The organism is Sphaerisporangium dianthi (genome assembly GCF_042654065.1).
GTDB classification, from domain to species: Bacteria; Actinomycetota; Actinomycetes; order Streptosporangiales; family Streptosporangiaceae; genus Sphaerisporangium; species Sphaerisporangium dianthi.
This window is the reverse complement of the sequence record NZ_JBHSFP010000063.1, coordinates 1-22,850: the sequence shown is the minus strand read 5'-3', so window position 1 is coordinate 22,850 and position 22,850 is coordinate 1. Positions and strand designations below refer to the sequence as shown.

At 70.5% G+C, this 22,850-nt stretch carries 26 protein-coding genes; 20 read left to right on the top strand and 6 right to left on the bottom strand.

The features are described 5' to 3' along the window. From ACFO60_RS39665 to ACFO60_RS39620, 10 genes are all read left to right on the top strand, one after another. The coding region (locus tag ACFO60_RS39665; RefSeq protein WP_380852308.1) for a hypothetical protein at positions 1–391 on the top strand (391 nt) is incomplete at its 5' end. 498 nt (positions 392–889) lie between these two features. Continuing rightward, positions 890–1,279: a hypothetical protein gene (locus tag ACFO60_RS39660; RefSeq protein WP_380852305.1), complete on the top strand. Its 390-nt coding sequence runs from the start codon at positions 890–892 to the stop codon at positions 1,277–1,279. A 322-nt stretch (positions 1,280–1,601) separates the two neighbouring features. Continuing rightward, positions 1,602–3,026 carry a serine/threonine-protein kinase gene (locus ACFO60_RS39655; protein WP_380852302.1) on the top strand — a complete coding sequence of 475 codons (1,425 nt, stop codon included), beginning with the start codon at positions 1,602–1,604 and terminating at the stop codon, positions 3,024–3,026. Positions 3,027–3,187: 161 nt separating this feature from the next. Then, positions 3,188–4,261: a tyrosine-type recombinase/integrase gene (locus ACFO60_RS39650; protein ID WP_380852299.1), complete on the top strand. Its 1,074-nt coding sequence runs from the start codon at positions 3,188–3,190 to the stop codon at positions 4,259–4,261. 91 nt (positions 4,262–4,352) lie between these two features. Then, positions 4,353–4,676 (top strand): ArsR/SmtB family transcription factor, encoded by a 324-nt coding sequence (locus ACFO60_RS39645; RefSeq protein WP_380852296.1) that lies wholly within the window; start codon positions 4,353–4,355, stop codon positions 4,674–4,676. Then, positions 4,673–5,638: a TIGR03086 family metal-binding protein gene (locus ACFO60_RS39640; protein WP_380852293.1), complete on the top strand. Its 966-nt coding sequence runs from the start codon at positions 4,673–4,675 to the stop codon at positions 5,636–5,638. Before ACFO60_RS39645 ends, ACFO60_RS39640 begins: the two co-directional genes overlap by 4 nt. A gap of 99 nt (positions 5,639–5,737) precedes the next feature. After that, complete coding sequence (locus ACFO60_RS39635; protein ID WP_380852290.1) at positions 5,738–5,941, top strand: hypothetical protein; 204 nt, start codon at positions 5,738–5,740, stop codon at positions 5,939–5,941. Positions 5,942–6,190: 249 nt separating this feature from the next. Then, entirely contained in the window at positions 6,191–7,315 is a 1,125-nt protein-coding gene (locus ACFO60_RS39630) for a tyrosine-type recombinase/integrase (protein ID WP_380852287.1), read from the top strand. A gap of 919 nt (positions 7,316–8,234) precedes the next feature. Then, the gene (locus tag ACFO60_RS39625) at positions 8,235–8,414 is read left to right on the top strand and encodes a hypothetical protein (protein WP_380852284.1); all 180 of its coding nucleotides are present in this window, start codon (positions 8,235–8,237) and stop codon (positions 8,412–8,414) included. Positions 8,415–8,470: 56 nt separating this feature from the next. Continuing rightward, entirely contained in the window at positions 8,471–9,160 is a 690-nt protein-coding gene (locus ACFO60_RS39620) for a Crp/Fnr family transcriptional regulator (RefSeq protein WP_380852281.1), read from the top strand. 140 nt (positions 9,161–9,300) lie between these two features. On the opposite strand, the gene ACFO60_RS39615 is transcribed toward ACFO60_RS39620, so the two are convergent. The 5 genes from ACFO60_RS39615 to ACFO60_RS39595 all read right to left on the bottom strand — a co-directional run bounded on the left by ACFO60_RS39615 (position 9,301) and on the right by ACFO60_RS39595 (position 13,447). Next, positions 9,301–10,140 (bottom strand): DUF2637 domain-containing protein, encoded by an 840-nt coding sequence (locus ACFO60_RS39615; protein ID WP_380852278.1) that lies wholly within the window; start codon positions 10,138–10,140, stop codon positions 9,301–9,303. A 298-nt stretch (positions 10,141–10,438) separates the two neighbouring features. Further along, positions 10,439–11,248: a hypothetical protein gene (locus ACFO60_RS39610; RefSeq protein WP_380852275.1), complete on the bottom strand. Its 810-nt coding sequence runs from the start codon at positions 11,246–11,248 to the stop codon at positions 10,439–10,441. Further along, complete coding sequence (locus tag ACFO60_RS39605; protein ID WP_380852272.1) at positions 11,245–11,994, bottom strand: ParA family protein; 750 nt, start codon at positions 11,992–11,994, stop codon at positions 11,245–11,247. The genes ACFO60_RS39610 and ACFO60_RS39605 overlap by 4 nt, the downstream gene beginning before the upstream one ends. 176 nt (positions 11,995–12,170) lie before the next feature. Further along, positions 12,171–12,890 (bottom strand): GntR family transcriptional regulator, encoded by a 720-nt coding sequence (locus tag ACFO60_RS39600; RefSeq protein WP_380852269.1) that lies wholly within the window; start codon positions 12,888–12,890, stop codon positions 12,171–12,173. Positions 12,891–12,907: 17 nt separating this feature from the next. Beyond that, on the bottom strand, positions 12,908–13,447 hold the full coding sequence (locus ACFO60_RS39595) for a GntR family transcriptional regulator (protein ID WP_380852266.1): 540 nt from the start codon (positions 13,445–13,447) through the stop codon (positions 12,908–12,910). 331 nt (positions 13,448–13,778) lie between these two features. Here ACFO60_RS39595 and ACFO60_RS39590 point away from each other — a divergent pair, with 331 nt between their 5' ends. The 5 genes from ACFO60_RS39590 to ACFO60_RS39570 all read left to right on the top strand — a co-directional run bounded on the left by ACFO60_RS39590 (position 13,779) and on the right by ACFO60_RS39570 (position 17,134). Then, a complete protein-coding gene (locus ACFO60_RS39590; RefSeq protein ID WP_380852263.1) occupies positions 13,779–14,042 on the top strand; it encodes a BldC family transcriptional regulator in 264 nt (87 codons plus the stop codon). Next, positions 14,042–14,746, top strand: coding sequence for a hypothetical protein (locus ACFO60_RS39585; RefSeq protein ID WP_380852260.1), 705 nt, complete (start codon positions 14,042–14,044; stop codon positions 14,744–14,746). The genes ACFO60_RS39590 and ACFO60_RS39585 overlap by 1 nt, the downstream gene beginning before the upstream one ends. Before the next feature lie 63 nt (positions 14,747–14,809). Then, on the top strand, positions 14,810–14,950 hold the full coding sequence (locus tag ACFO60_RS39580; protein ID WP_380852257.1) for a hypothetical protein: 141 nt from the start codon (positions 14,810–14,812) through the stop codon (positions 14,948–14,950). Beyond that, the gene (locus ACFO60_RS39575; RefSeq protein ID WP_380852254.1) at positions 14,947–15,261 is read left to right on the top strand and encodes a hypothetical protein; all 315 of its coding nucleotides are present in this window, start codon (positions 14,947–14,949) and stop codon (positions 15,259–15,261) included. The genes ACFO60_RS39580 and ACFO60_RS39575 overlap by 4 nt, the downstream gene beginning before the upstream one ends. A gap of 505 nt (positions 15,262–15,766) precedes the next feature. After that, positions 15,767–17,134, top strand: coding sequence for a hypothetical protein (locus ACFO60_RS39570; RefSeq protein WP_380852251.1), 1,368 nt, complete (start codon positions 15,767–15,769; stop codon positions 17,132–17,134). Between the two features lie 263 nt (positions 17,135–17,397). On the opposite strand, the gene ACFO60_RS39565 is transcribed toward ACFO60_RS39570, so the two are convergent. Next, positions 17,398–18,057, bottom strand: a complete 660-nt coding sequence (locus tag ACFO60_RS39565) for a hypothetical protein (RefSeq protein ID WP_380852248.1) — start codon at positions 18,055–18,057, stop codon at positions 17,398–17,400. Positions 18,058–18,598: 541 nt separating this feature from the next. Here ACFO60_RS39565 and ACFO60_RS39560 point away from each other — a divergent pair. From ACFO60_RS39560 to ACFO60_RS39540, 5 genes are all read left to right on the top strand, one after another. Then, entirely contained in the window at positions 18,599–19,018 is a 420-nt protein-coding gene (locus tag ACFO60_RS39560) for a hypothetical protein (RefSeq protein ID WP_380852245.1), read from the top strand. Positions 19,019–19,684: 666 nt separating this feature from the next. After that, a complete protein-coding gene (locus ACFO60_RS39555) occupies positions 19,685–19,861 on the top strand; it encodes a hypothetical protein (protein ID WP_380852242.1) in 177 nt (58 codons plus the stop codon). Between the two features lie 820 nt (positions 19,862–20,681). Further along, positions 20,682–21,116 carry a hypothetical protein gene (locus ACFO60_RS39550; protein ID WP_380852239.1) on the top strand — a complete coding sequence of 145 codons (435 nt, stop codon included), beginning with the start codon at positions 20,682–20,684 and terminating at the stop codon, positions 21,114–21,116. A 190-nt stretch (positions 21,117–21,306) separates the two neighbouring features. Continuing rightward, positions 21,307–21,633, top strand: a complete 327-nt coding sequence (locus ACFO60_RS39545; protein ID WP_380852236.1) for a hypothetical protein — start codon at positions 21,307–21,309, stop codon at positions 21,631–21,633. Positions 21,634–22,474: 841 nt separating this feature from the next. Beyond that, the coding region (locus ACFO60_RS39540; protein ID WP_380852233.1) for a hypothetical protein at positions 22,475–22,850 on the top strand (376 nt) is incomplete at its 3' end.

Here is a 22,850-nt window from a genome sequence, read left to right as displayed (position 1 = left end):
CAGCTACGCGCTGCCCGGCTGCCAGTCCATCGTCAACGGCGGGGTGTACATCGCGCCGGGCTGTGCGCAGACCCGGCCGGTCTACTACCTGGGCGGCCGGACGTTCGACCTGCCCGGCGACTGGTGCTACCAGTCCACCGGACTGCCGGGCCGGTGGTTCGGCCCGCGTGGCGGCTGGAACCGACCCGGTGGCGGCCAGCACGGCGGCGGTCACAACGGTGGCGGTGGCCAGAACGGTGGCGGTGGCCAGAACGGTGGCGGTGGCCAGAACGGTGGCGGCGGCGGTCAGAACGGCGGCGGCGGTCAGAACGGCGGCGGCGGTCAGAACGGCGGCGGCGGTCAGAACGGCGGCGGCGGTCAGAACGGTGGTGGCGGGGGCCAGCACCGCTGACGGCTCTGCGTGACCGGTGACATCGTCGCCGGACGTCCGATGTCGCCGATGCTGTGACGACGGACGTCCGGTGATCCGGGGGGTGTGACGATCACCGGCGCGCAGGGCGGCGTCCGCCGAGACGGCGGAGACATGCCGGAAGCGCTCAGCGCGTCCGTGACAGCGCCTGCGGGCGGCCGTCTTCCACGGCACGCGGGAGCGCTTGTCTCCGTGGCGGTGCCGCCTTCCCGCCACCCGGCCAGGGAGGACGGGCAAGGGGCACACGCCGCGATCGAGCGGCTGCGAGGAGGACTCGCAGCCGCTCGATCGCCCGATCGCCGACCGTTGCACCGAACCCACCAGGGGCGACTCCACGAGCCCGGCGCTTCAAAGGCCGGCGAGTCGTCACCCGCGATCGGCGTCGCCGCCACGCGCGAGGCCGGAGCCTCCACAGCGACAGACCACAGAGCCTCTCCCCGGCGACGGATCGGCAGCGGGGCCCCACTGAAGAGAGCGACTATGAACGTGCATTGGTGGGTCGCCGGAACTCTCCTGACCGCCATGCTCGCGGCATCGGCGTGGCCTCCGTGGCGGAGCGTTCTGACCCGTCAGGATCCGCGCCTGTTCGAAAACGCCGGTGAGTACTCCCGCGACGGTGCCGGGGCGTACACCCTCACCAGCGTCACCGCCGGGTGGTGCAGCTCCGCGCTCATCATGGCCACCTGGGAGCAGGTCGCCGCGCAGGCCGTGGCCCTGTCCGCCGACACCGACACCGCATATGTCTGCGTATTGCGCGGCACGCGGACGTGGTACTGGCAGCGCGGCCGCATGATCGGCGCCATCGTCGCCGCGGGCGAGGGCGATCACGACCCGCCTCGCCCCTCGACCGGCGGCCGGCAGCGGCCCTGACGGACATCTCGCCCGTAGCGGCTCAGGAAGGCCGCACAGTCCGGTCGTCCCGGCGGCCGTGACGTGGAGCCGCCGGCGGGGCCCGCCGCCGGGACGACGCGGCCGCGGCCGGCCGCAGAACCCGCCCGGCAGGACGGCGCCGCCGCTTCCGTCGTGTTCCCTCGGATCGCAGTGGCATCCAGTGCGGACGGCCACGTCGCCGTCACCGGGATGACCGTCGCCGTGACCGGCGATGCACCGACGCTCCTCTCACTCCCCGGTGGAGAGCCCGGCCTCAACCGGAGACCGCGACCGTCGCACCGGCCCACAAGGAGACCACAGCATGGACAGCGACACATGGGACCGGCCCCTGCCCGGCTATACCGAGATCCGCGACCTCGGCACCGGCGCCTGCGGACGCGTCGTCATGGCGCGTGACGACGCCGACGGCGGACTCGTCGCCATCAGGCACCTGTCCGCCGGCCTTCGCGCGGACGCGAACTTCCTCGCCCGGCTACGGCATGACGCCCTGGGCCTCGAAGTGCTCGACGCGCCCAGCATGGTGCGCCTTCACGGCTATTTCGAAAACGCCCACGGCTCCGCCGCGATCGTCATGGAACTGGTCGACGGGGTCTCCCTGCGCACCCTGCTGCGCCACGAGGAACCGACCGGGCCGGAAGCCGCGCTGCTCCTGCTGAAGAGGACACTGTCGGCACTGGCCGTCGCCCACGCCCACGGCATCATGCACAGGGACGTCAAACCGGAGAACATCCTGGTGACCGGTGACGGCGAGAGCAAACTGGGCGACTTCGGCATCCCCGCCCACTCGGGCGACGGCATCGCGGGAGCCGGCACCCCCTCCTACATGGCGCCCGAGCAGTGGTCGGGCGCCCCCGCCTCCCCCGCGACCGACATCTACGCCGCCGCCGTCGTCTTCTACGAGTGCCTGACCGGCACCCTCCCCTTCCACGGGCGTAACATCGCGGCGCTCGCCCACATGCATCAGACCGCCACGCCGTCGATCGAGCGGATCCCCCCGGCGTTGCGCCTCCTCGCCAGGCGCGGCCTCGCCAAGCAGGCCGCGGACCGGCCCGCCAGCGCCGAGGCGTTCCTGGCGGAGTTGGAGCAGGCGGCCCTCGGCCACTACGGCCCAAGCTGGGAGCACCGCGGCCTGCGACGATCGGCGAGCCTGGTCAAACTGCTCGGGCCGGTCAACGACGAGCGCTCGACCACCTCTCCCGCGGCCGAAGCGAGACCGCGGAGACGCAAGCCGGCCAAGACGCTCGCCTCCAAGGCGGCGATCGGCCTGATCGGTCTGGCGGCGGCCGCGACCCTGACCACGATGGTGGTCAGATCGCTCGGAGGCTCCGACCTGCAGGCGCACACGTCCTCCGTCACGTCGCGACCGGTCCCGCCGGACACCGGGCACCCGCAGGACCGTTCGCCCCGCAACGGCGCGATCCGTCCCGCCGAGGTGAACAGCGCCACTCCCCCGGCGGGAGACTCCCTCACCGGCGAGCCGGCCACCTCCGCCAGGCCGGGCGGCCCCCGGCACCGCACCCCGCGGAAGCCGTCGCCTGAGGCCACAGCAGGCCGGGACGCATCCAGCCCGGTCTGCGTCGATGTGTCCTCCATCCGCAGGCCCACGCCCACCCCCGAGACGAGCCCCGTGCCGGCGCCCACCCCGACCGAGACGGCGCCCTCCGCACCGGCCGACAGGGCGCCGGCGGAACCGACGCCCTCCTTCGTCGATGAAGTCTCCGACTAGGCGGCCGGGAGCCCGGAGGATCCAGGCCCGGCACCGACTGCCGCGGCTCAAGGGGGGACCCGCCGTAGCCGGTGCCGGCCTTGGCCGGCCGTCCTGCCACGCCACCGGACGCGCTCCCCATCGACCGCCGGTCCGCCTCCGGGCCGGCCGGCAGGTAGGACGTGGCTGACGAGGTACGCCGCGCGCTGGCGGAAGGACGACTGTCCGTGCCGCCGGCGGGGGCGGTGGTCACCGACTGGGCGGCCGGACTGTCGTTCCGCGTCGTCGACGACGACGGGCACGAGATTCCGGCGGTCAGCGCCTACCTGCGCGACCTGATGGGCGGCGAGGTCAGCCCGCTCACCTGCCGCAGCTACGCGTTCGGCCTGCTGCGCTGGTACCGGCTGCTGTGGTGCCTGGCCGTCGGCTGGGACCGGGCGAGCGCGACCGAGGTGGCGACACTGGTGGAGTGGATGCGAGCGGCGCGCAACCCGCGGGCCAGACCACGACACCTGGCGCCGGCGCCGTCCTCGGCGGCATCGGCGGAGCGCGAGACCGTCATGGCCTCACCCGGAAAGGGATACGCCGGCAAGACGATCGACCACGCGCTGACCGTCGTCCACGGCTTCTACGCCTTCCACGGCCGTCAGGGGAGCGGGCCGCAGACCAACCCGGTCCTGGCATACCGCCGCGCGCTGGAGCCGGCCACGCCGGCCGCGCCCCCCCGGTCACGCCGCAAGGCAGCGAGCCGGGCGCCGCGCGTCATCCCGGCCGCACGGTGGAACGAGATGATCGCGGCGATGGGCTGCGACCGCGACCGGGCGCTGCTGGAGTTCTATGTCAGCACCGGGGCGCGGGTGAGCGAACTTCTCCGGCTCACCCTGGAGGACATCGACTGGGCGGACCGGCTCATCTACGTCGTCGCCATGCGGAGCCGGCTGCGTCGGCCGATCCGGGCATCCGCCGACGCCTTCCGCCATCTGGAGCGCTACCTGGCCGGCGACGGGCCCCCCGACCTCGGACAGCCGCTCTGGCGCACCCGCCGCGGTCAGACCCGGCCGATGACCTACTGGGCGGCGCAACAGGTGCTGCAGCGCGCCGACGACCAGCTGGGCACCGAATGGACCTGGCACGACGCCCGTCACACCGTCATCAGCAGGATGACCCACGACGAGCACCTCGCGCCGGTCCAACTGCGCGCCCCCACCGCGACCGGCTCCCCCGTAGATCGCCACCACCGGGTACGCCACCCCTGATCCCCCATGACGCATCGGTTAACGGCACCCCCAGATGGTGGCCACGGCGGCCCTTTGCGAAAACGCGTAAGCCTGGGCTAACCTATTTCGAGTGACCGACGCCCTCTCCGCAGCAGCCGAGCCGACCCGGCGACGCCTGCTGCAGCTGCTGGCGACAGGTCCACGGACAGTCAGCGAGCTGGCCGAGCAGTTCACGGTGACCCGGCCGGCGATCTCCCAGCACCTTGCGGTGCTGGCCGACGCCGGCCTTGTGACCGCCCGCAAGGACGGTCGGCGGCGCCTCTACAGCGTCGTACCCGCCGGCATCACCCAGCTGCGTGCCGAGATCGACCGCTTCTGGAGCACCGAGCTCGATCTCTTGGCGGACGAGGCCGCCAAGAGGGCCACCACGCACCCCGAGGAGCATGGCTCATGACCATTGAGAAGACCGCGCTACTGCCCGTCTCTGCCGACGAGGCCTTCGCGCTCATCACCCAGCCCGACCGCCTGCGCCGCTGGCTCGCCATCTCCGCCCGGGTCGACCTGCGTGCGGGCGGGGAGTTCCGCTGGACCCTCACCCCCATGGCCGTCGCGGCCGGCACGGTCACCGAGGTCGACCCCGGCCGGCGGATCGTGCTCGGCTTCGGCTTGGAGCAGTCGGGCCAGCCCCGCACGGACACGGTGACCATCACGATCGAGCCCGCCGAAGGCGGCACCCTCGTACGCCTGGTCCACGAGGGCCTTCCGGAGGACCAGGTTCAGGACGTCCTCGAAGGCTGGACCCACTTCTTCCAGCGGCTGGAGCGCGCCGCGGTCACCGGCGACGCGGGTCCCGACGAGTGGGCCGCCGCCCCGGCGGACCTCAACCCACTCACCTCTGCCAACGCCACGCTCGCCGTGCTGCAGCACGTGCTGCGCGGCATTGGCGAGGATGACCTCAGCAAGCCAACGCCGTGCACCGAGTTCACGGTGGGCCGGCTCGAGGCGCACCTGCTGGGTTCGCTGAGCTCGCTGACCAGCCTCGCCGGCAGCACGCTCGTGCCCGCGTCAGCCAGTGACCTCGAGTCGCGGATCGCCGGCGCGGCACAGCAGGCGATGGAGACCTGGATGGAACGAGGCATCGAGGGCACGGTGCAGGCCGGACCGCAGGAGCTGCCGGCGACCATCGCAGCAAGCATCCTGTCCGTGGAGTTCCTCGTGCACGCGTGGGACTTCGCGTCAGCCACGGGGCAGAAGGTGGCCGTGTCCGACGAGGTCGCCACCTACGTCCTCGGCCTCGCCGAACAGATCATCACGCCCGAGCAGCGCGAGCGCGTTGGCTTTGACCCCGCGATCCCGATCAGCGGGAATGCACCTGCGATGGACCGCCTCGTCGCCTTCTCAGGCCGCGCCACCTGAGGCGCGACACAACTCGGCGGGCTGCGACCACAGCGGCCCCCGGTCGCCCCCGAACGACCGCGCCAGCGTGGTCAGCCGCGAGGCGCGGCGGGTACCGGCGTGACCGAGGCGCAGGCCTCGATCTGCACCAGCTGCGACACAGCGCCGCGCCCCACCTGGGCGACGCCGAGGTACCGCTACAGCTCCATCATGGGCAAGACCCGCCACCGCAATCCCCACACCGCCATGCGGTACGTCAAACCCGGCACCGAAGCCATCGCCGCGATCACCGAACATCTCGCCCCACCGCGCCGTCGGCACTGACTGACCGCAGCCCGTCATTCAACCTCCAACTGCGCAACCCAGGGCACCCCGTCGGCAGGTCGCCCCGGCACGCTGGCGACACCACCAGGAGGCGATCGAGCGGTGGGTCAAGCAGGCGGGCATCGAGACGGTCTGAGTCTTCTCCCCGCGCGCCCGGGGCTTGTTGGCGCGTTTCGGCCGGTGTCGTCCGGTGCCGCCCCGCCCCGGATTTCTCTCACACAATGCTGATTATGTGAGATCTTGGGTCGGGTGAACGAGATCATCCCGACCGCCGTCATCCGGCCCGCCGCCCCCTCCCCCGCGGCCGCCGTCGACCCGGGCCGCCCGGGCGGCCTGGCGCTGCCGGCGCCGATGGTGGCCAGCGTCGGCGACATCGCCGGCCTTTCCCCGCGCCGGGCCCGCGGCGACGGCGGCGAGGTGCCCGGCGCCGACGTCGACGCCATCGACGCGCTCCCGGCGGCGGTGTGGTCGACGGTCGCGGCGTGGCTGCGCGCGGGCAAGGCCGTCACCACCCGCCAGGCCCGCCTGGCCGACACCGCCGCCCTGGTGCGCTGGCTGGACGCCGAGGCTCCCGGCGTCGGCGTGCTGGAGGTGACCGAGGACCACCTGACCCACTACCGCGACACCATCGCCACCGGCACCGCCCGCGCCGGCCTGTCCCGGCCCGGGACGGCGCTGGCGCCCTCGACCATCGCCCGCCGGCTGTCCAACGCCTCCAGCCTGTACGCCTACGCGGTGCGCCGCCGCGTGCTGGCCGCCAACCCCGCCGACGTCGTCGACCGGCCCGAGGTCTCTGCCATCGGCACCACCCCGGCCCGCACCGTCACCGAACAGACCGCCCTGGTCGACGGCGCCGAGGCCATCGCCGCGGCGCACCCGGTCGACGCGGCCGCCGTCGCGCTGCTGGCCGTGTGCGCGGTGCGCGTCGGCGAGCTGGTCGCGCTCACCGTCGGCTCGGTCACCGCCGACGCCGGGCACACCGTCATCCTGTTCCGCCGCAAGGGCGGCAAGACCGACCGGCTGCCCGTCCCGCCCCGGGTCCGCGTCCTGCTGGAGCCGCTGCTGCACGGCCGTGGCCCGGGCGAGCCGCTGTTCACCCGCGACGACGGCCGCCCCTTCGACCGGTGGCGGATGACCACCGCGCTGCGCCGCGCCGCCACCGCCGCCGGCGTCGACCACCACCGGCTCACCCCGCACACCGCCCGCGCCACCGCCGCCACCGCGCTGCTGGACGCCGGCGTGCCGATCGCCGACGTCCAGGAGATGCTCGGCCACGCCTCCCCGGTCACCACCCAGCGCTACAACCGCGGCCGCCGCAAACTCGACTCCCACGCCGCCTACCGGATGGCCGCCCTGTTGGCCGGCGATGCCTGATGCCCCAGCAGACGGGCCACGACCACCGCGGCGACGCCGCCCGGCCACCAGAGCCGGCGATCGGCGTGCACCAGGCCCTGGGCGTCATTGCCGCCAACGCCCGCGCCGCCTACACCGGCGGCGCACGCCTGCGGGTGCGCTCCTCCGGCATCGTCCACCAGGTCGCGATGACCGCTGGCTGGGCGGGGAACTCATGCCCGGCCCCGCCTGCATGGTCGGCGTCAGCGGCTGGGACCCCGGCGCCGCCCACCCCGACCGCGGCGAGGTCACCTGCAGGCGCACAATGCCGCCGCGCTCCCCTGCCTCACGCGCCCGCGCGCTGGCTCACCCGGTAGGGCCTCCGCCCGTACCCGACGGCTCCACATCAGTACCGGTCCCACGACGCCCACTGCCCACCGAAGCAGACCCGACGGCACTGGCACCGGCAACCCCACCGGCGCAACCTCCCACCGGCCGGACCTGCTCAAGTCGACCATGCCGCCGGGGAACTTCGCGCCGCTGAAGGAGGCCGTGCCGTCAGAGAACTCCAGCCACACCGAGCAACTGGTCGTGCAGCTGTTCCAGCTTTTACAGAGTGCATTAAGACGCACATCGTGGGTCATCTGACCCGAAGATTTCGGTAGGCATTGAGATACTTGGAAGCGGGACAGCGTGCGTTCTAAGGCTTGGGATGTGGCGTTGGCCAGGTGAGAAGGCCCCGGCGTCTGGAAGCGCCGGGGCTTCTCGCATTTCTGCAGGGTGTCTTCCGGGGGCGTACTCTTCCCGCTCTTGAGGCGCAGGCATACCGTTCAGGTCATCGCTGGCTGTTGGCCGCGCGGGGCAGGGTCTTCCAGGACGTTTCATCAGGCTCCGCGTTTGGTCGACTGCTGGTCTACAGCGTCCACGTCCCAAGCCGAAGACGAACGTTTGGAACAGCGTCATGCATTCTGATCTTTCCCTGTCCCTCCTCGTCGGCACACTGGTCACGCTCACCTTTATCGGCCTGGCCGGCTACATCGTCCGCACTACTCCTGCGGGCACTCGGGCACGGGTGCTGACGGCGACGGCCACCCTGATGGCCTCTGTGCCCGCCGTACTGTTCGCTTTGTACGGACGGTAAAGAAGGTGGCTGTACCGCTTCCCGATCGTCCAGTGCACCCACGGAACTTCTGGGATGTGCTCACCCGGCAAGAACAGACCACCCTGCGCACCCGTAGCGCGGCGAGCCGTCATGACAAGGGCACGGTCATCGTTGCCGAGGGAGCCGCCACCAGGCAGGTGACCATCATCCGTTCAGGCTGGGCCAAAGCCACCGTGATCAAGGCCGACCGGCCGGTGCTGCTGCGGCTGTACGGGCCCGGTGAACTCATCGGTATCTCAACTGCGCTGACTGGCACGGCTCCCGCCGAGACAGTCACAGTCACCTGCTACGAGCTGCACGCGATGAGCTTGCCAGCCCGCAGCTTCGCCGACTTCCTGCGCAGGGCGCCTAATGCCTCCACGGCCCTGCATCGCCTGCAGCAGTGGCGGTTAGAAGAAGCGGACCGGCTACGCACCATCCGCGACTACCCCACCGCCGCGCAGAGACTGGCCGGGCTGCTGATAGAGCTCTGCCGGCCAGAAAATGACCCCATCTACCATGACGACGGCAGCATCAGCGTCCCCACAAGCGAAGCCTCCCTCTCCCAGCAGGACTTGGGGACCTGGATCGGCGACTCCCGCAAGACCGTCGTCCGTGCTCTGTCCGACCTGCACGAAATGGGGGTGACCCGCTCCCTTCTGCCCCGACACGTCAACATCATCGCTCCCGGCAGGCTTCGTGCATTCGCCGAGGCCGCCGACGCTGGCCGTCCCACGAGCTATTAGCAGGCCCGGGGCCGATCGCTGGCCCCGGGACCTCCTAACGCTGAGACCGGGATGGCGGAGGACTCGGCGAGCCCGACTCGCTCTGAGTGACACCCGAGCGAGCGCCGGCGGGAAGCAGAACTGCCTCGGTCGCGAGCTTGTCAGACCGAGTGACCGTTGCCGTTGAGTACCTCGCGGCGGTACTTGCGGCCGGTGGTCTCGTGTACACCGAGCGCTCGGGCGAGCGCGGCGCCGGTCATGCTCGGGTCCTGGGCCAGCAGGCCCGCCACCATGGCTCGCCGGTCCCGCTCGCTCTGCCCATCGCGCACCAGTTCGTCACCAGCCGCCGCCGAGGACGCCCTCGGTGCAGACTCGGGGATAGGTGCCGCTGGCTCGGCTACCTGCGATGCCGGCTCGCCCGATCGCCTCACCTGTTCTCTCTGGGATGCGTTCGCCGTTCGAGTCTCGGCGATCAGGGCGGGCGTCCCCTCTCGCCTCCCCGTGCCGTCGCGCGGATGACTCGGCCCGGCCGAGTCATCGCGTGTGTGGCTCGGCTCGGCCGAGCGCTCGTGCGCTCGGTCGGCGAGTTCGCGGCCCGAGCGCACCACCCACATGATGAGCTCATAGGAGATGACCAACGCGATCGCCGGCCACGCGGCGAGCGCCGCGGCGAGGGGGCCTCGCTCGATGCCGTGCAGGATGTTGGCGGCGAGCGTCGCGGCGATGCCGAGGGCGAGCGCCCACCGAGCGAGCGCCGGCACCTTGAGCCGGTAGCGAGCGCACCACAGCAACACCATGGACGAGGCGTAGATCATGCCGTCCACGGTGGCCGGCACCAGATGCGCCGACATCTCGTCCTCGGCGCCGTACTTCTCGATCACCGCCACCGCGTGCCAGTACGACACCCACGCCGCCACCGCCGCCACGGCCAGCACCACGACTGTCATCGACACCCGGATCAGCTGATCCCCGCCCCGACGGGCCTGCTTGATCTCACTCACCCGAGGCATGCTCCCATGTCCGATATGCCCGTGTGCCCGGAAGCGTCACAAGCGAGACTCGGACCCGCGCACGCATCGCGACGCGGATCGGGATCGACGGTGCCCGAGCGAGCCGCCGAGCCGTCACCGACTCGCCCGAGCGCTCGCCCCGAGCGGGGGCAAGCGAGAGAGGCTCGCCGAGCGCTCGCTCGGCGGTGGCGAGCACGTCGATGCTCGGGGAGAGGGGTGGGCAGCAAGGGCAGCTGCCACCCCTCCGTTGATGATCTTGTCTACCAAAGACAGGAGTTGGTAGACAAGATCAACGTTGTTCGTCGGCAGGCGACAGGTCCGCCTCCAGCTCTGCAGCCGCCTGTCTGAAGCGCGCCGCGAGCTGCCGTGCTCGATCCGGGGCCTCCAGTGCCACCTGGCGCAGACCCCGAAGGTCTTCCAGGGCGCCGAACACGGGCTCGTAACGCGCCCACATCGGCAGAGGCTGCTTGTCGCTAGGCGGTTCGATCGCCGGCCGGTAACCCAGATCCGCCGCCGCCCGCTCCAAAGCGGACCCCGACGTACGGCCGCGTTCCTCGGCGAGCTTCCATACCTGCTGTGCGGCCGCGGCGCCGTGGGCGTCGCCGACCGGAAGGATGGCGCGGAGCTGCCGTTCGTTCGGCACCTCGCCGGTGACCCCCTCCAGCCACTTCATCGCGCGGACGGAGTCGATGAGCTGGTACGCGCGAGGGCGCGACATGTCCCACCGGTCGGCGACGTAGCGTTCGAACGATGAGAACCCCGCGGTCTTGTAGAGGCCGTTGTCGCGGATCTCCTTCAACGCCGGGCCGGCCGTCAGCCGCCAGTACCGCTCCGCCTCGGACAGAACTCGCTCGACCTTCACGCGCGCCCGCGAAATCAGGCCCTCGTAGTGGACGAACTGCTCGGTTGGGTCCTGCGCGGTCGACGGCGTGAACTCCGGTTCCTCTGGGAAGCCGGCTGACGGCGGTACGACGGTTCCGCTGACGACATGCTCGACAGTGGCCGTCGCGGTCGGCGCGGGCGCCGGTTCGGGGACCGGACTGTCGGCCTGGCCGACGTTGAGCGCCGCGAAGCTCGTACGCCTCCCCGCGCTCTTCATCGGCTGCTCCGCTGACCGAGTTCGAGCGCCAGCCGGTAGAAGTCCTCGCGAGCCTCCATCGCGACCCGGTTCTTCGGATACTGCGTGACGACCAGGCCCTCGGCACTCGCACGGGTGTGGATCTTGTAGTGGCGGATGACCGTACGGGACAGCGGCCACCCCTGCTGCAGGATGAATTCTTCGGTCTGCTCCAGGTCGGCGCGGCCGTCGCGTGGATCCCAGTTGTTGATCACAACGAGGAAGGCCAGCCCTCGCGGCTTGACGACCTTTTCGATGGTGTTCCACGTCGGCTGGAACCCGAGAGGCTCGGGCTCGACCGGGACGAGTACGTCGTGGGTGTTGTCCAGCACGACGCGCAGGGCCTTGGCGTCGTCGCCGCTACCGAGCGGGTCGGCCGAGGAGCCGGACCCGGACAGGTCGATCCAGCCCGGGGTGTCGACGACGATGTTCCCGACGCCGGCCAGGTCCGGCATGGTGGCCAGGCCGGCGATGTCGTCGTGAGCCTGGATGAAGTCGAACGGCAACGCGCGGGACTCCGCACGTGCAGGGTCGGTCTTGGACAGTTCCTCGAAGACCCGGGATACCTGGTCAGACCACCAGGTGGCAGAGCCTTGAGGGTCGATGGAGACGGCGACGGTCTTCTCGTCGGGGTGAGCGGTTTCGGCGAGGACGGCTGCGAGGTTGACCGCAAGGGTCGATTTGCCGACGCCGCCCTTCTGATTGAGGACCGTCGTGACCTTGGCCATTAGGAATCCTGTTCCGTGTGCTTCCCAGCCGAGGCTGGTACTTCGGATGTCGGTAGACGACTATCCCAAGGAAACGACGCAACAGGAAAGAACCCGGTGGGGACACGCCGCGCCGGTCTCCTACCAGATGTGCGCAGGTCGGAGATGCTCTACGCGGTCGATGCCCGTGGTCCCCGCTATGACTGCCGATCGGGGATGGTCTGCCGGTACATCAGCTCGTAGAGGTGGCCGCCCTTGATGAGGATGGACACCTCGACCGGGCGGGCATCGTCGGAGTAGACGACGCGGAACTGGCGGAACACCGGGATCCCCTCGGGCAGCTCCAGCATTTCCGCCTCTTCGACGGTGGGAGGGCGGACGGACAGGCGGTCCGCGAACTCGCGCTCGGGATGACCGAGCTCCGTCAGGACGGCGGGCGCCCCTCCCGGCACTCGTCCACGACGGGTCAGGGCGCTGCCGGCCACGAGGCTGAGCGGGTAGTACGACCAGGACACCTCGACGGGCTCATCGTCTCGGAGCATCAAGCGATGCCGCAGGACTGCGTGGTCCTCGCCGAGTTCGGCGGCGACGTCCTTGGGCGCTTCGACCTCCGCGACATCGAGCAGCCTGTAGGTGATGCCTCGTTCGGCAGGATCGAAGTAGGCCGCCGTACGCACGACGAACGGTCGTCGGTCTCGCACGAACACGCCCTTGCCGGCCTGGCCGTACGCGAACCCCTCCGCCTGGAGGAGCTTGGTCGCGTTGTGCGCGGTGGCGGGAGCGGCCGAGTAGGTCTCCGAGAGTTCGGCGGTGGAGGGAAGCTTCGCGCCCGGCTCCAGTTCGCCAGACATGATCTTCGCGCGAAGGCCGGCGGCGATCTTCAGTTGCGGGGGTCGCTTGTCCGACTTTCTTGCCACGTGAGGATGCCTCTCAATCACAGAGTCGTGTCATACCGCAGATGACGCCCCGGCGCGATCATCTTCATGTCGCTGACCTCGACCGGCGTGCCGTCTTCTGCTCGCAGCGTCCGCAGCACCACCAGGACCCACCCGTCGGCGTCCATCCGCAGCATCTGCCGCTCCTCATCGGAGGGAGGCCGGGCGGAGACGTCCTCCTCGGCGCTTCGGGGCTCGTATCCGAGTTCCCTCAGCAGCGCTACCGCTCCACCACGAATCTTGCGGTTCTCCGCCAGTCCCGTGCCCTGGGCGACGGCGAGGGGGTAGTAGGAGTCGGCGAGCTCTACCGGCTGGTCGTCGAGGAGCACCGTCCGACGGCGGACGATCACGCGGCTGCCTGGTGGGAGTTGAAGCCGCTCGGCCACCTCGCCGGGAGCGACGGCTTCCACCACCTCGCGAAGCAGCTGAGTACCGGTGCCGCCGTGCTGGGCCGCCTCCTCGGACCAAGCGTCCCCCTGTCCCTCGGAGCGAGGGCGGACGTACGGCATGGAGGTGCTCACCCATGTGTGCTCGCTCAAGCCGCCTCCTGCACAGTCCAACATCACGGCTTCCTGCCTCCCCACCTTACTCGGTAGGTAGTAAGGCGTTACTGGCAGAACCTTCCGGGCAAATCGTACAAGAGATCCTTGCTGGCTTCCATGAATGGCAGTAAGGTGAGCTTCGAGCGTCTAGAGCGTTAAGGGGCTCTCTGAGTAAGGCGAGGCCTTCGAATGCCCTAACGCCCGAATCGACGGCAGTGTCGGCGACCTGTTCACACATCGACCGTCGACAAGTTCCGCACACAGTTGCGGCCTCGGTGTGTCCAGCACCGAGGCCGCGCGAGTCGAGATCGTTGAAAGGAACCGACTCATGCGCATTGTCGCTGACGCACGCCCGATCACGGAACCGTTGCTGACCTCGGCAGAGGTGGCGGCGGTTTTCCGTGTCGATCCCAAGACCATTTCCCGTTGGGCTCGTGAGGGTCGTATCGCGGGCATCCGCACGCCTGGCGGGCGGTTGATCCGGTATCGCGAGTCCGACGTGCGGGCCGCGCTAGAGGTCTCTGTGACCATGCCGGAGGAGTCCATCGGCCAGGAGTGCGACGGCGTCGCCTCGCTGGCGGTGAGTGCCTGATGAGCTCTCCGACTCCGATTCCGGCCTCTGAGCCGGACGATGTCGCCCAGGGCCTGGCCGCGATCGAGCGGTACGTGGCCGGCCACGCGCCGAGTACGCCGGTCCCGGTCCCGGCCGCGGCCGCCGAGATGGCTGCGGTGTCGCAGGTGGGCGAGACCAAGCGCGTCCGCGAGCTGCGCGCGGCGGTTGCCGAGGCGCACCGCCTGGTGGAGCTGCAGGTCGACGGGTGGGTCATCGGCGCGAGCGACCCGCACCGGGCCGTCCAGGCGCACCAGCGGGCACAGCAGGCCGCCCAGCAGCAGCTCCAGCAGGCCCCCGCCGCGCTGACCGCCCCCGCCGCGCTGGTCGACGTCGTCGGCGACACCCCCACCCGCACAGGCGACCTGGTCGCCCTGGACGCCGGTCCGGGCGTCGACCCGGCCGGAAACGAGCACGACCGTGCGGCCGCCGGGGTGGCGCTGGTGGTGGAGGCCATGGCCATCGCCGGGCTGTGGGCGCACCTGACCACCGCGCCGATCTGCGAGCTGGTGGAAGCCGGCCGCACCTGCCCCGACCCGCACGTGCGCGCGGCCGCTGACCGCGTCCTCGCCGAGGGCGAGCAGCTGCGCGGCGCGCTCGTCGACGCCGTCACCGATGCCTACCGCCAGGTGCAAAACGACCCGGCCGCCCCGCGCCGCGCGCAGGACCCGGGCGGTGAGCACTGATGGGCCGCGACCGCGTCCTGGTGAGGCGCGGGTGCCGCACCCACAAGGGCCGGGCATGCCAGGTTGCCGCCGGCAGCCAGCCGGCCGACGCCACCGCCGTCCCGGACCCGGCTCGCCGAGCGCAACCGGCACACCCTGGTGCTGCTGGCCGAGCACGACCAAAGCGGCGAGCAGGGGCCCTGGCCGATCGGCGGCCGCCGATGACCGCCCTCACCCTGCCCCCCACCTTCCGGGACCCCACCGCCCTGACCGGCTTGGCGGACCTGACCGAGCTGTCGGCGCCGCCGGTGGCCAGGCCCGCGGCACCAGAGCAGTGGTGCGGACACTGGTCGACCTCGGCCGGGCGGTGCACCGCCACCGGAGCCCGGCTGTACATCGTCGGCCCGCGCTGCCCCCAGCACACCCCGGCCGCGCTCGCCGGCGAGCCCGAGCCCGGCGCCGAGGCGCGCTGCCCGCCGGCGCGGTGCTGGTGCGGCCGGTGCGCGATCGCAGAAGCGCAGGTCAGCGCAGCGTGAGCGAACGAGAGACGAAGACGGGCGGGAGCCGACACGGTTCCCGTCCGTTGGCGCGCGGTCACAAAATGCGACACGCCCGCGCCTGCAGGGCCGTCAACGCGCACGTCGCGCCCGGGTTCCTGGCATGCTGTGGCGTTGAATCGATCTCAAACCTGATCGGCACCAGGAGTCGCCCAAGGCCAAAAGAAAGAAGCGCCCTTGTTGAAGGGGCGCTTCTCACCAGACAACTTCACAACCCACACGTCATTGACGTTCTGCTCCTGAGCTTGGCGGCAATCGAGCGGAACGGCGTAAGAGGCGTGCCTTACTACGTCTGGAGCCGACGATAGCAGCTCGCCAGGCGGTCAGCCCACCATGCCCGGACGACACGCCGGGCGGTCTCACCGCTTCCCGCCCCCCTCTCCTGGAGGATCAGGACCACCAGGAGGAGCTCGAGGAGTTCGCGCCGCGGCCGCGGTATGCCCACTACGAGGGCGCCGACGAGCTGCCCTCGCTGCCGCCGCGGTTGTGGTACCGGCTGGTAGCGCTGCTGTGGTGGCGCGGCCAGCACACGCACCCGGCGCTGAAGCGGATGCTCAAGCATGTGGCCCTGCACGCCGACGAGCACGGCGTGCTGCGCGACATCCCGGCGCTCTTGGCCGCCTACTGTGCCCGGCACGCGGTCGGCTCGCGGACCGCTTGGTATGACCTGATGGATCGGGCGGTGGAGGCCGGGCTGGTGCGCCAGCTGTTCGCCGCGGCGCCGGAGCGTCAGGCCGTCTACATCCTGTGTCTGGATGTGGCCGCGCTCCCGGCCGATCTGCCGGCCGATCTGCTGGCGCTGGTGCGCCGCTACGTCGACAACCCCGCCGTCGCCGCCAAGGGCCGCCCGACCCGGGCCCAGAGGGACCGGGCGCTGGCCGAGTGTCAGGTGGTCCGCTACGGCTCGGCCCGCCGTGCTCCGATCATGGAGCAGGCCGGCTGTGGACGACTGCACACGTCTCCCTTTACACGCGAGGGGTCTCCCCCCTCCCCTCAGCCCCGTCAGTCACAGTCGTCACAGCGGGCTCGTCGGTTGCCGTTCGGGGGTCAAAATCTCGGCGAGGAAAGGTCCGCCGCCCTTAACTTTGTAAAGGAACTTTGCCCGGTTTGGGCTGCGCAGCGAAGTACGGGGGAGATTCCGTCGGACGCCGAACTGGCCGAGCTGGCCCGGCTGGCCGGGTTGCTGCTGCGCCGGATGCCTCGCCATGAGGTGGCCGAGCTGCTGACCGCGCAGGTGGCCAGTGCCGCTGACCTGGCCGGAGTGCTGCGCTGGCGGATCGGCCGCACCCTGGCCGGCCTGCGCCGGTCCGAGCGGCGCGCCGCCGAGTTGGCGGTCGACGACGATGGGGCGCGGCATGCCGCCTGGCTGGAGTCCAACGCCACGGCGGCCGCGCGCCAGGCCGCCGTCAAGGCTGGGGTGGTCGAGCAGGCCCGGCGCCGGGCCGAGGAGCTCCGCGGGCGGCGCGCGGCCGCCCAGGATCGCCACAGGCGGCCGCAGAACCCTGCCCCGGGCCGATCCGTCCCACCGGAGGCGATCGCGGCCACGGAACCGCCCCGCGGGCTGGAGATGATTCCCCAGGACGAACAGCCGCCAGCCCTGCCGCACCGCCTTACCCGCGCCCGCGCCATTGCGCGGGCCGCCGCCGACCGCGCAGCCCGCGGCCAGTCCGAGACCGCGCAGCCCGTCCCGCGACGGCTCCCGATCGATGGCGAGCTCTCCGAGCGCCTGGCCGCCCTCGCCGCCGGCGCCCGCCCTGTCCCGCGGACGCAGGCCTCGCCGGCCACCGCGGCCGTCAAGCGCACCGCCTTGCAGGCCCGCCTGGCCGCGCTCGTCGCCCGTGCCCGCGAGTGAGGGCCTGGAAAGAATCAACGCTACGGGGCTTCAGCACCTGGCCGACGGTCGCTGTCACCCTCATCGTCCGTTGGGCTGGCGGTTATCGCGCGTCTGCTTCAGCCGAGCGAGTCCTGGGGGGCGAGGGACGGCGGATGGCCGTGCGCCTAGCGCGGCGACCTGGCTCGACGCGCCGCCCTCGGCACGAAAAAGGCGTGCGGGCCGTGACTGTGGAAGTCACGGCCCGCACGCCGCATGGCAGATGATGTCCGAGCTCGGAAGGGTCAGACGCCGGGGACCACCAGTACGGCGTCCGCCGAAGGCACCTCCGTCTCGGTGCTCGCCGCGTCGCCGGCGTTCTCAGGGGAGGCGGCCGGGGCGTCCTTCTGCGTGGTCTCGGTCTCGGGAGCGACCGTCGAGGGCGCCTTGTCCTCGGCGGGAACGGGCGAGAGCTCTCCTTCGACGGCCGGGCCGGGAAGGTTGGGTGTGGGGTCGGCGCTGGGAGCCGGGATGACAACCGGAATGTTTGCCGGGTTCGCCCCGATGTGCTCGATGTCGGTGACCGCGGCGGGGCGGGTGCTCTCCTTGACCACGTCAGGAGCCTGGACGCCGGTCTGCTCGTCGGCCACGGCCGGAGCGGCGGTGGCGTCCGCCGGCTTCGCGGTGGCGTCCGCCGGCTTCGCGGTGGCGTCCGCCGGCTTCGCGGTGGCGTCCGCCGGCTTGTCGGCGGTCTGCGGGTCGCCGGCCTCGGAGGTGACGACGGACGGCTTGTCGGCGGTCTGCGGGTCGTCGGCCTTGGGCGTGACGGTCGACGGCTGCTGCGAGGTCACCGGGTCGTCACCGCTGGGCACGTCCGCCGAGGCGCTGCCCACCCCCAGCCAGACGCCGCCGGCGGTGACGGCGACAAGTGCGAGGATGCCGCCAATGTTGCGAGAAGTTCGCATGAAACCCCCTGAGTACGTTTCGTGAGTGAACGAGGACCGAAAGTAGTGGCCATGGTCCGCTGTCGGCAGGTCGTTCACCCAAGGTGGGCGAGTTCCTTACCTGGGGGAATGCCAAGCGCCGTTAACCAACGGGTGACCAGCCCGAACGCGGACGATTACAGGACCCGGGGAGCCGGGGGGCCGGGGGCGTGCGCGGCAGCAGTCCGGTGGGCCGTGGCGACGACGCCGGCGACTCCGGCGCGAGGTGCGCCCTGAGCCGGTCACGGCCGATCAGGCGACGATCGCGGGCGCCGCGGCCGGTCGGCGTGGACGGCCACGTCCCGCCCTGGTGCCGGTGAGCCGGGGACGAGCGGCGAACCGGTGGCGTCGCCCGAGGGGCGACGGCCGGCTCACGACCCTGATGACGTGCGTCGGAGCAGAACGCCGCCGTGCGCCACCTGATTGCGATGCCTTGACCCGCCGGAGTCCAGAAGCATGATCGAGGGCTGGGTAGCGTGACAGCAGTCACAATCGGTGACTGCATCCGTACAGGAGGTTTCGCATGATTCGTCGACTACTTCTGGTCGGCTCCGCCTGCGCCGCGTTCGCCGTCGCGGTACCGGCGGCCGCATCGGCCGAGGCGGCCGCCCCGAGCCACCCGGTGAAGGCCGCGCAGGCCGACCGGGGCAACGGCGGCGGCTGGGGGAACGGCGGCGGCTGGGGCAATGGCGGCGGCTGGGGGCACGGCGGTGGCGGCTGGGGCAACGGCGGCTGGGGTCGTCACGGCCACTGGGGCCACTGGGGCCGTTCGTGGGGCGGCGGTTTCTGGGGCGGGGGCGGCTACCTGCCCGGCTACGTCTCCGGGGGCTACCTTCCCAGCAGCGTGGTCGTCGTCGACGCCGGGATCGCCCCGGTCGCCACGGTGGGCGTGGTCGGCTCCGCCTGCGGAGGCGCCGTCGTTGTGACGTCTCCCTGCGGCTGACTCGGCATCAGGGGACGCAGGGCGAGGAGCGTCCGGGAAAGCCTTCCGGCGGGTACACCGTGACCAGTGCCCGTGGGGAGAGGCCCGACCCAAGTCCAAGTGGCTCCGACAAGTTCACCGTCGGACCAGGAGAACTCGAGTCGTTTCCGGCGGCGACGTGCGCATCGTTTGTCATCAAAATCTGATGACGATACGATCCACGTGCGGCGGAAGCACATCCACGTGCTTCCGTGGCGGCGCTTTCGAGCGCCTCTCCGCCTGCGGCTCGGCCGCGCTCTGGGGACGGATGCGGCGTCCGGAGCCAGGGTGCGGCGTGATGGGTGGCCGCGCTCGTCGCCGACGTACCGGCGGCTTCATTCCGAAGTTCCCCGCCCTGGCTGGTGGCCGGTGATGCCGGCCACCAGCTGCCCCCTTCCGGCTCGCCTGATGCCACTTCGGCCTGCACGCCGCGATCGGCGCACACCAGGGGCGTCCGCGGGGGAACCTTTCGGTTCACCTGCGCCTGCGCGCCCGAACGATTACAGTGCGAGCCGTAGCCGGGTTGTCAGCAAAATCTGATGATGGAACACTCCATCGGAGAGGTTGGCGATGGCGGGTAAGCCGCAAATGCACTTGCGGAGCGCGGAACTCTTGCGCCTCCTGATGTGCGGAGAGGCGGCCGGCAGCGTGGCGGAGTTCGCCCGCCGCGCGGCCCTCACCAGGCAGTGCATCGACGGCCTGCTCAAGCGAGGCACATGCCGACGCACCACCGCGGACGCCGTCGCATCGGCGGTGGGACTGCGCACCATCGACCTGTTCGACGTCAAGACGTCATCGAACAAGGTCGACAAGCGAAACCCATGACCGGCCGTGATCGCCCGGGGTGCCCAGAGGAGCGCACGTCCTCGCCATCGGCGATGACGCTCCTCAAAGCCCCGGGCCGTCCGGTCTCCCTATGAAGACGTGTTCCGTCGCGTTGTCAGCGCCGGTCGGCTCCCCTGGGGGAGCCGCGTCCGATATGGCGCAACTCTGGTGAACTCTCCGCATCCGTGATCGGGAGCCTGCGGATCGGCGGCGAAATCCGCAGGCGCCACCACGGCCGGCAGCGCTCGACAAAAGATCATATGGACACGTCGCCGCATCGGGGCCGGGCTTTCGCATAATCAGTTCCTCAGTCCGTCCGGTTACTTCGCCTGATCAGAGTCCCGGGACCCTTCCCCGCCGGTGACGCTTCCTCCTCGCACGGGCTGCCGCCTTCCGGATCCACCTCGCCGCAGCCGCCGGCGGGTGTCCCGGCGGCTTCCTGCCACGGCCGTCCCGATTCTGGCGGCCGTTCATCCTCGCCTCGCCCATGCGTCCAGGCCGTGACCCGGATGCTCCGGGCCACGGCCCTGCGGTGCCCAGCGTTCCACCGCCGACCGGAACCGCTCGCACCTGTCAGAAGGACCGCCCAGGGAATCGGGCAAATACTGCTAAAGTAAGTCGCGAGGTCGATCATGGTTCATTGGTCGCCGAATATGGATGACCTTCTCTGAAGCGCTCCTCGGGTATGGAGCGATGCTCTGACATCCATCTTGTTGACAAGACGATCCCGGATTTTACAGAGGATCGCTTCCTGTCGTCAGGATCTAGCGGGCATCATGAGGGCGATCGAGTTGGAAAAAGTCGAGGAGCTGACAACCAAATGTCGCTATCGCGCGTGACAGCCGGCCCGTCGCGCACCCCCCTGAGCGACTGCATCCGCGATCACGTCAGAGACAAGGCCCCGAGCATCCGCACCTTGGCCCTGCAGTCGGTGGATCCGGCCACCGGCCAGCATCTCACCGCGCAGTGGATCACCGACGTGCTCAGCGGACGGGTGCCCCGGATGCCGGATCTGTGGCGTTTGGACGCGTTGGCGACCGGGCTGAGCCTGGACTCCGACAGTGTGAAGGCGATGGCCATCACCCAGTGGATCGGCTGGGACATCGCCGATGTCCGGACCGGCGCGGGGCAACGCCTCATTTTCCGGGTGCCCAAGGATTACACCCCTGAGCAGTCCGCCCGCCTGGCCGAGGAACTCAACCGCGTGATCGACTCGGCCGAGTCTGTGACCAATGGTGATGCAGGAGAACAGTAGTTTTTTTGATACTCCCGTCACCGCCGGTGTCTGATGCGTCAAGCTTTTCCGATGGAACTAGTGGCCGCGTGCCGCTAAACGCTCGGAAGTACTGGCAAGAGAGGCTCCGGTGGATGCGATGATCCATCCGTCATCGCCGTCACGACCATCGGTGGAGTATCGCCGTGTTCCTCTGCGTGGCAATCCCGGGGTGATCAACCTCACGCTCGCGGGCCACCTGATCGTCGCCTACGTCGACGAGATGCAGTTCGACCCCGCTTTGAAGCTCCCCATGGACGAGATCAGCACGACAGCGCTCAACCTGCTCCAGCCCGTGGGAGAGACGCGTCCGGTGCCCGCGCTCCGGGTCCGCGTCCGCCGGAGCGGAGAGCTCGGGCACGAGCTCGCGGTCGCCGAGTTCAGTCCAGGAGGGATCACCATAGGGGTTGATAAAACCCTTATGTCCGAGGATTTGGCGACCTTCTTGAGTGACGCGGGCACGATGATCTCCCGTGACTACATCCGTCGCACGCCCTAGCGGGCCGGGCCATCCCCATCGGTGTCGAATCGGCCGCGCTTTCCAGAATCTGAGAAAAAGGCGAAAAGGCGGGAAAAGCGAGGAAATCCGACGGCCGCCTTTGCCGTCCAGCGCCGCCGAGAACCTTCATGCCGCCCGGAGCGGGGCGCCGTCCAGGTGACATACGCGATGTCGCCGCGCGGAGCCGCAGTCCGCCCGCCGGGGTTCCTCATCGCCTCCCGCCGTTCCCGCTCGCCCGCCTCAAGGCGGGCGAGCGGGAGGGGTATTTCGTTGCCGGCCCCTCGAATGCGATTCCGGCCCGTCGCCTTGATGACGGCTGCTGAATCCGGTGACCCGAGACGATCGCCGGGCGAAATCCGGGCCGTCCTGTCAACAAGATGAGCGGCACTCCTGAGGCGGGTGGTGTGGAACCTTCCAAGTTTTCCTGCGCCCGCATGCCCATTCGATTACAGTGCCACCTGCAGTCGAGTTGTCAGCAAAATCTGATGACGTAGTGATCGTCGGAGAGGTTGGCGATGGCGGGAAAGCCGCAATTGCGCTTGCGGATCATGGCCGCCGCTGTGCGCGGACGGAGCCGCGATGGCGACGGCCGTGCAGGCGATCGGCCTGGCAGTACTGTCAGCGAAATCTGATGACAGTTGTGCCGGTAACGACACCCGTCCTGCGCCGGCCTCATCCGAGCCCTCGTGCTGGTGATCCTCGGGCGGGGATCTCGGTGAAAGCCCGATTCGCGCCGTGCTCAAGGACGGCTCCCGAGACACGTGCTCCGACACTGCGTCGGCTAGGCCCTGCCTAGCGCGGTTCCCAGTTCCACCCTCACAGAAGGAGTCGTCTCTTGACGATGAAAAGCACTCTCGTCACCGGGTTGCTCGCCGCGTCCGCGCTGGTCGTTCCGGCCGCCGTGGCGATCGCGCCCGCCGGCGCGGCGACCAAGGCCGCGCCGCACGCGGCCGGCAGCCCTCACCACGAGAGCACGTTCACCCAGGGCGCGCGTAACCGCCCCGGCGAGCACGGCCCGGACGGCCACTGGCGCGGCGGACGCGGCGGGCACGACTTCGGCTACGGCCGGCGGGGGCACCGCTGGGACCCGCCGGGCAACCGGTACGTCTTCGGTGGCCGCAGCTACGCGCTGCCCGGCTGCCAGTCCATCGTCAACGGCGGGGTGTACATCGCGCCGGGCTGTGCGCAGACCCGGCCGGTCTACTACCTGGGCGGCC

What these genes read in the sequence shown, in the direction of transcription:
- ACFO60_RS39660 (WP_380852305.1), top strand. Translation starts at nt 890, where the DNA reads ATGAACGTGCATTGGTGGGTCGCCGGAACTCTCCTGACCGCCATGCTC.
- ACFO60_RS39655 (WP_380852302.1), top strand. Translation starts at nt 1,602, where the DNA reads ATGGACAGCGACACATGGGACCGGCCCCTGCCCGGCTATACCGAGATC.
- ACFO60_RS39640 (WP_380852293.1), top strand. Translation starts at nt 4,673, where the DNA reads ATGACCATTGAGAAGACCGCGCTACTGCCCGTCTCTGCCGACGAGGCC.
- ACFO60_RS39625 (WP_380852284.1), top strand. Translation starts at nt 8,235, where the DNA reads ATGCATTCTGATCTTTCCCTGTCCCTCCTCGTCGGCACACTGGTCACG.
- ACFO60_RS39610 (WP_380852275.1), bottom strand. Translation starts at nt 11,248, where the DNA reads ATGAAGAGCGCGGGGAGGCGTACGAGCTTCGCGGCGCTCAACGTCGGC.
- ACFO60_RS39605 (WP_380852272.1), bottom strand. Translation starts at nt 11,994, where the DNA reads ATGGCCAAGGTCACGACGGTCCTCAATCAGAAGGGCGGCGTCGGCAAA.
- ACFO60_RS39590 (WP_380852263.1), top strand. Translation starts at nt 13,779, where the DNA reads ATGCGCATTGTCGCTGACGCACGCCCGATCACGGAACCGTTGCTGACC.
- ACFO60_RS39585 (WP_380852260.1), top strand. Translation starts at nt 14,042, where the DNA reads ATGAGCTCTCCGACTCCGATTCCGGCCTCTGAGCCGGACGATGTCGCC.
- ACFO60_RS39575 (WP_380852254.1), top strand. Translation starts at nt 14,947, where the DNA reads ATGACCGCCCTCACCCTGCCCCCCACCTTCCGGGACCCCACCGCCCTG.
- ACFO60_RS39565 (WP_380852248.1), bottom strand. Translation starts at nt 18,057, where the DNA reads ATGCGAACTTCTCGCAACATTGGCGGCATCCTCGCACTTGTCGCCGTC.
- ACFO60_RS39560 (WP_380852245.1), top strand. Translation starts at nt 18,599, where the DNA reads ATGATTCGTCGACTACTTCTGGTCGGCTCCGCCTGCGCCGCGTTCGCC.
- ACFO60_RS39550 (WP_380852239.1), top strand. Translation starts at nt 20,682, where the DNA reads ATGTCGCTATCGCGCGTGACAGCCGGCCCGTCGCGCACCCCCCTGAGC.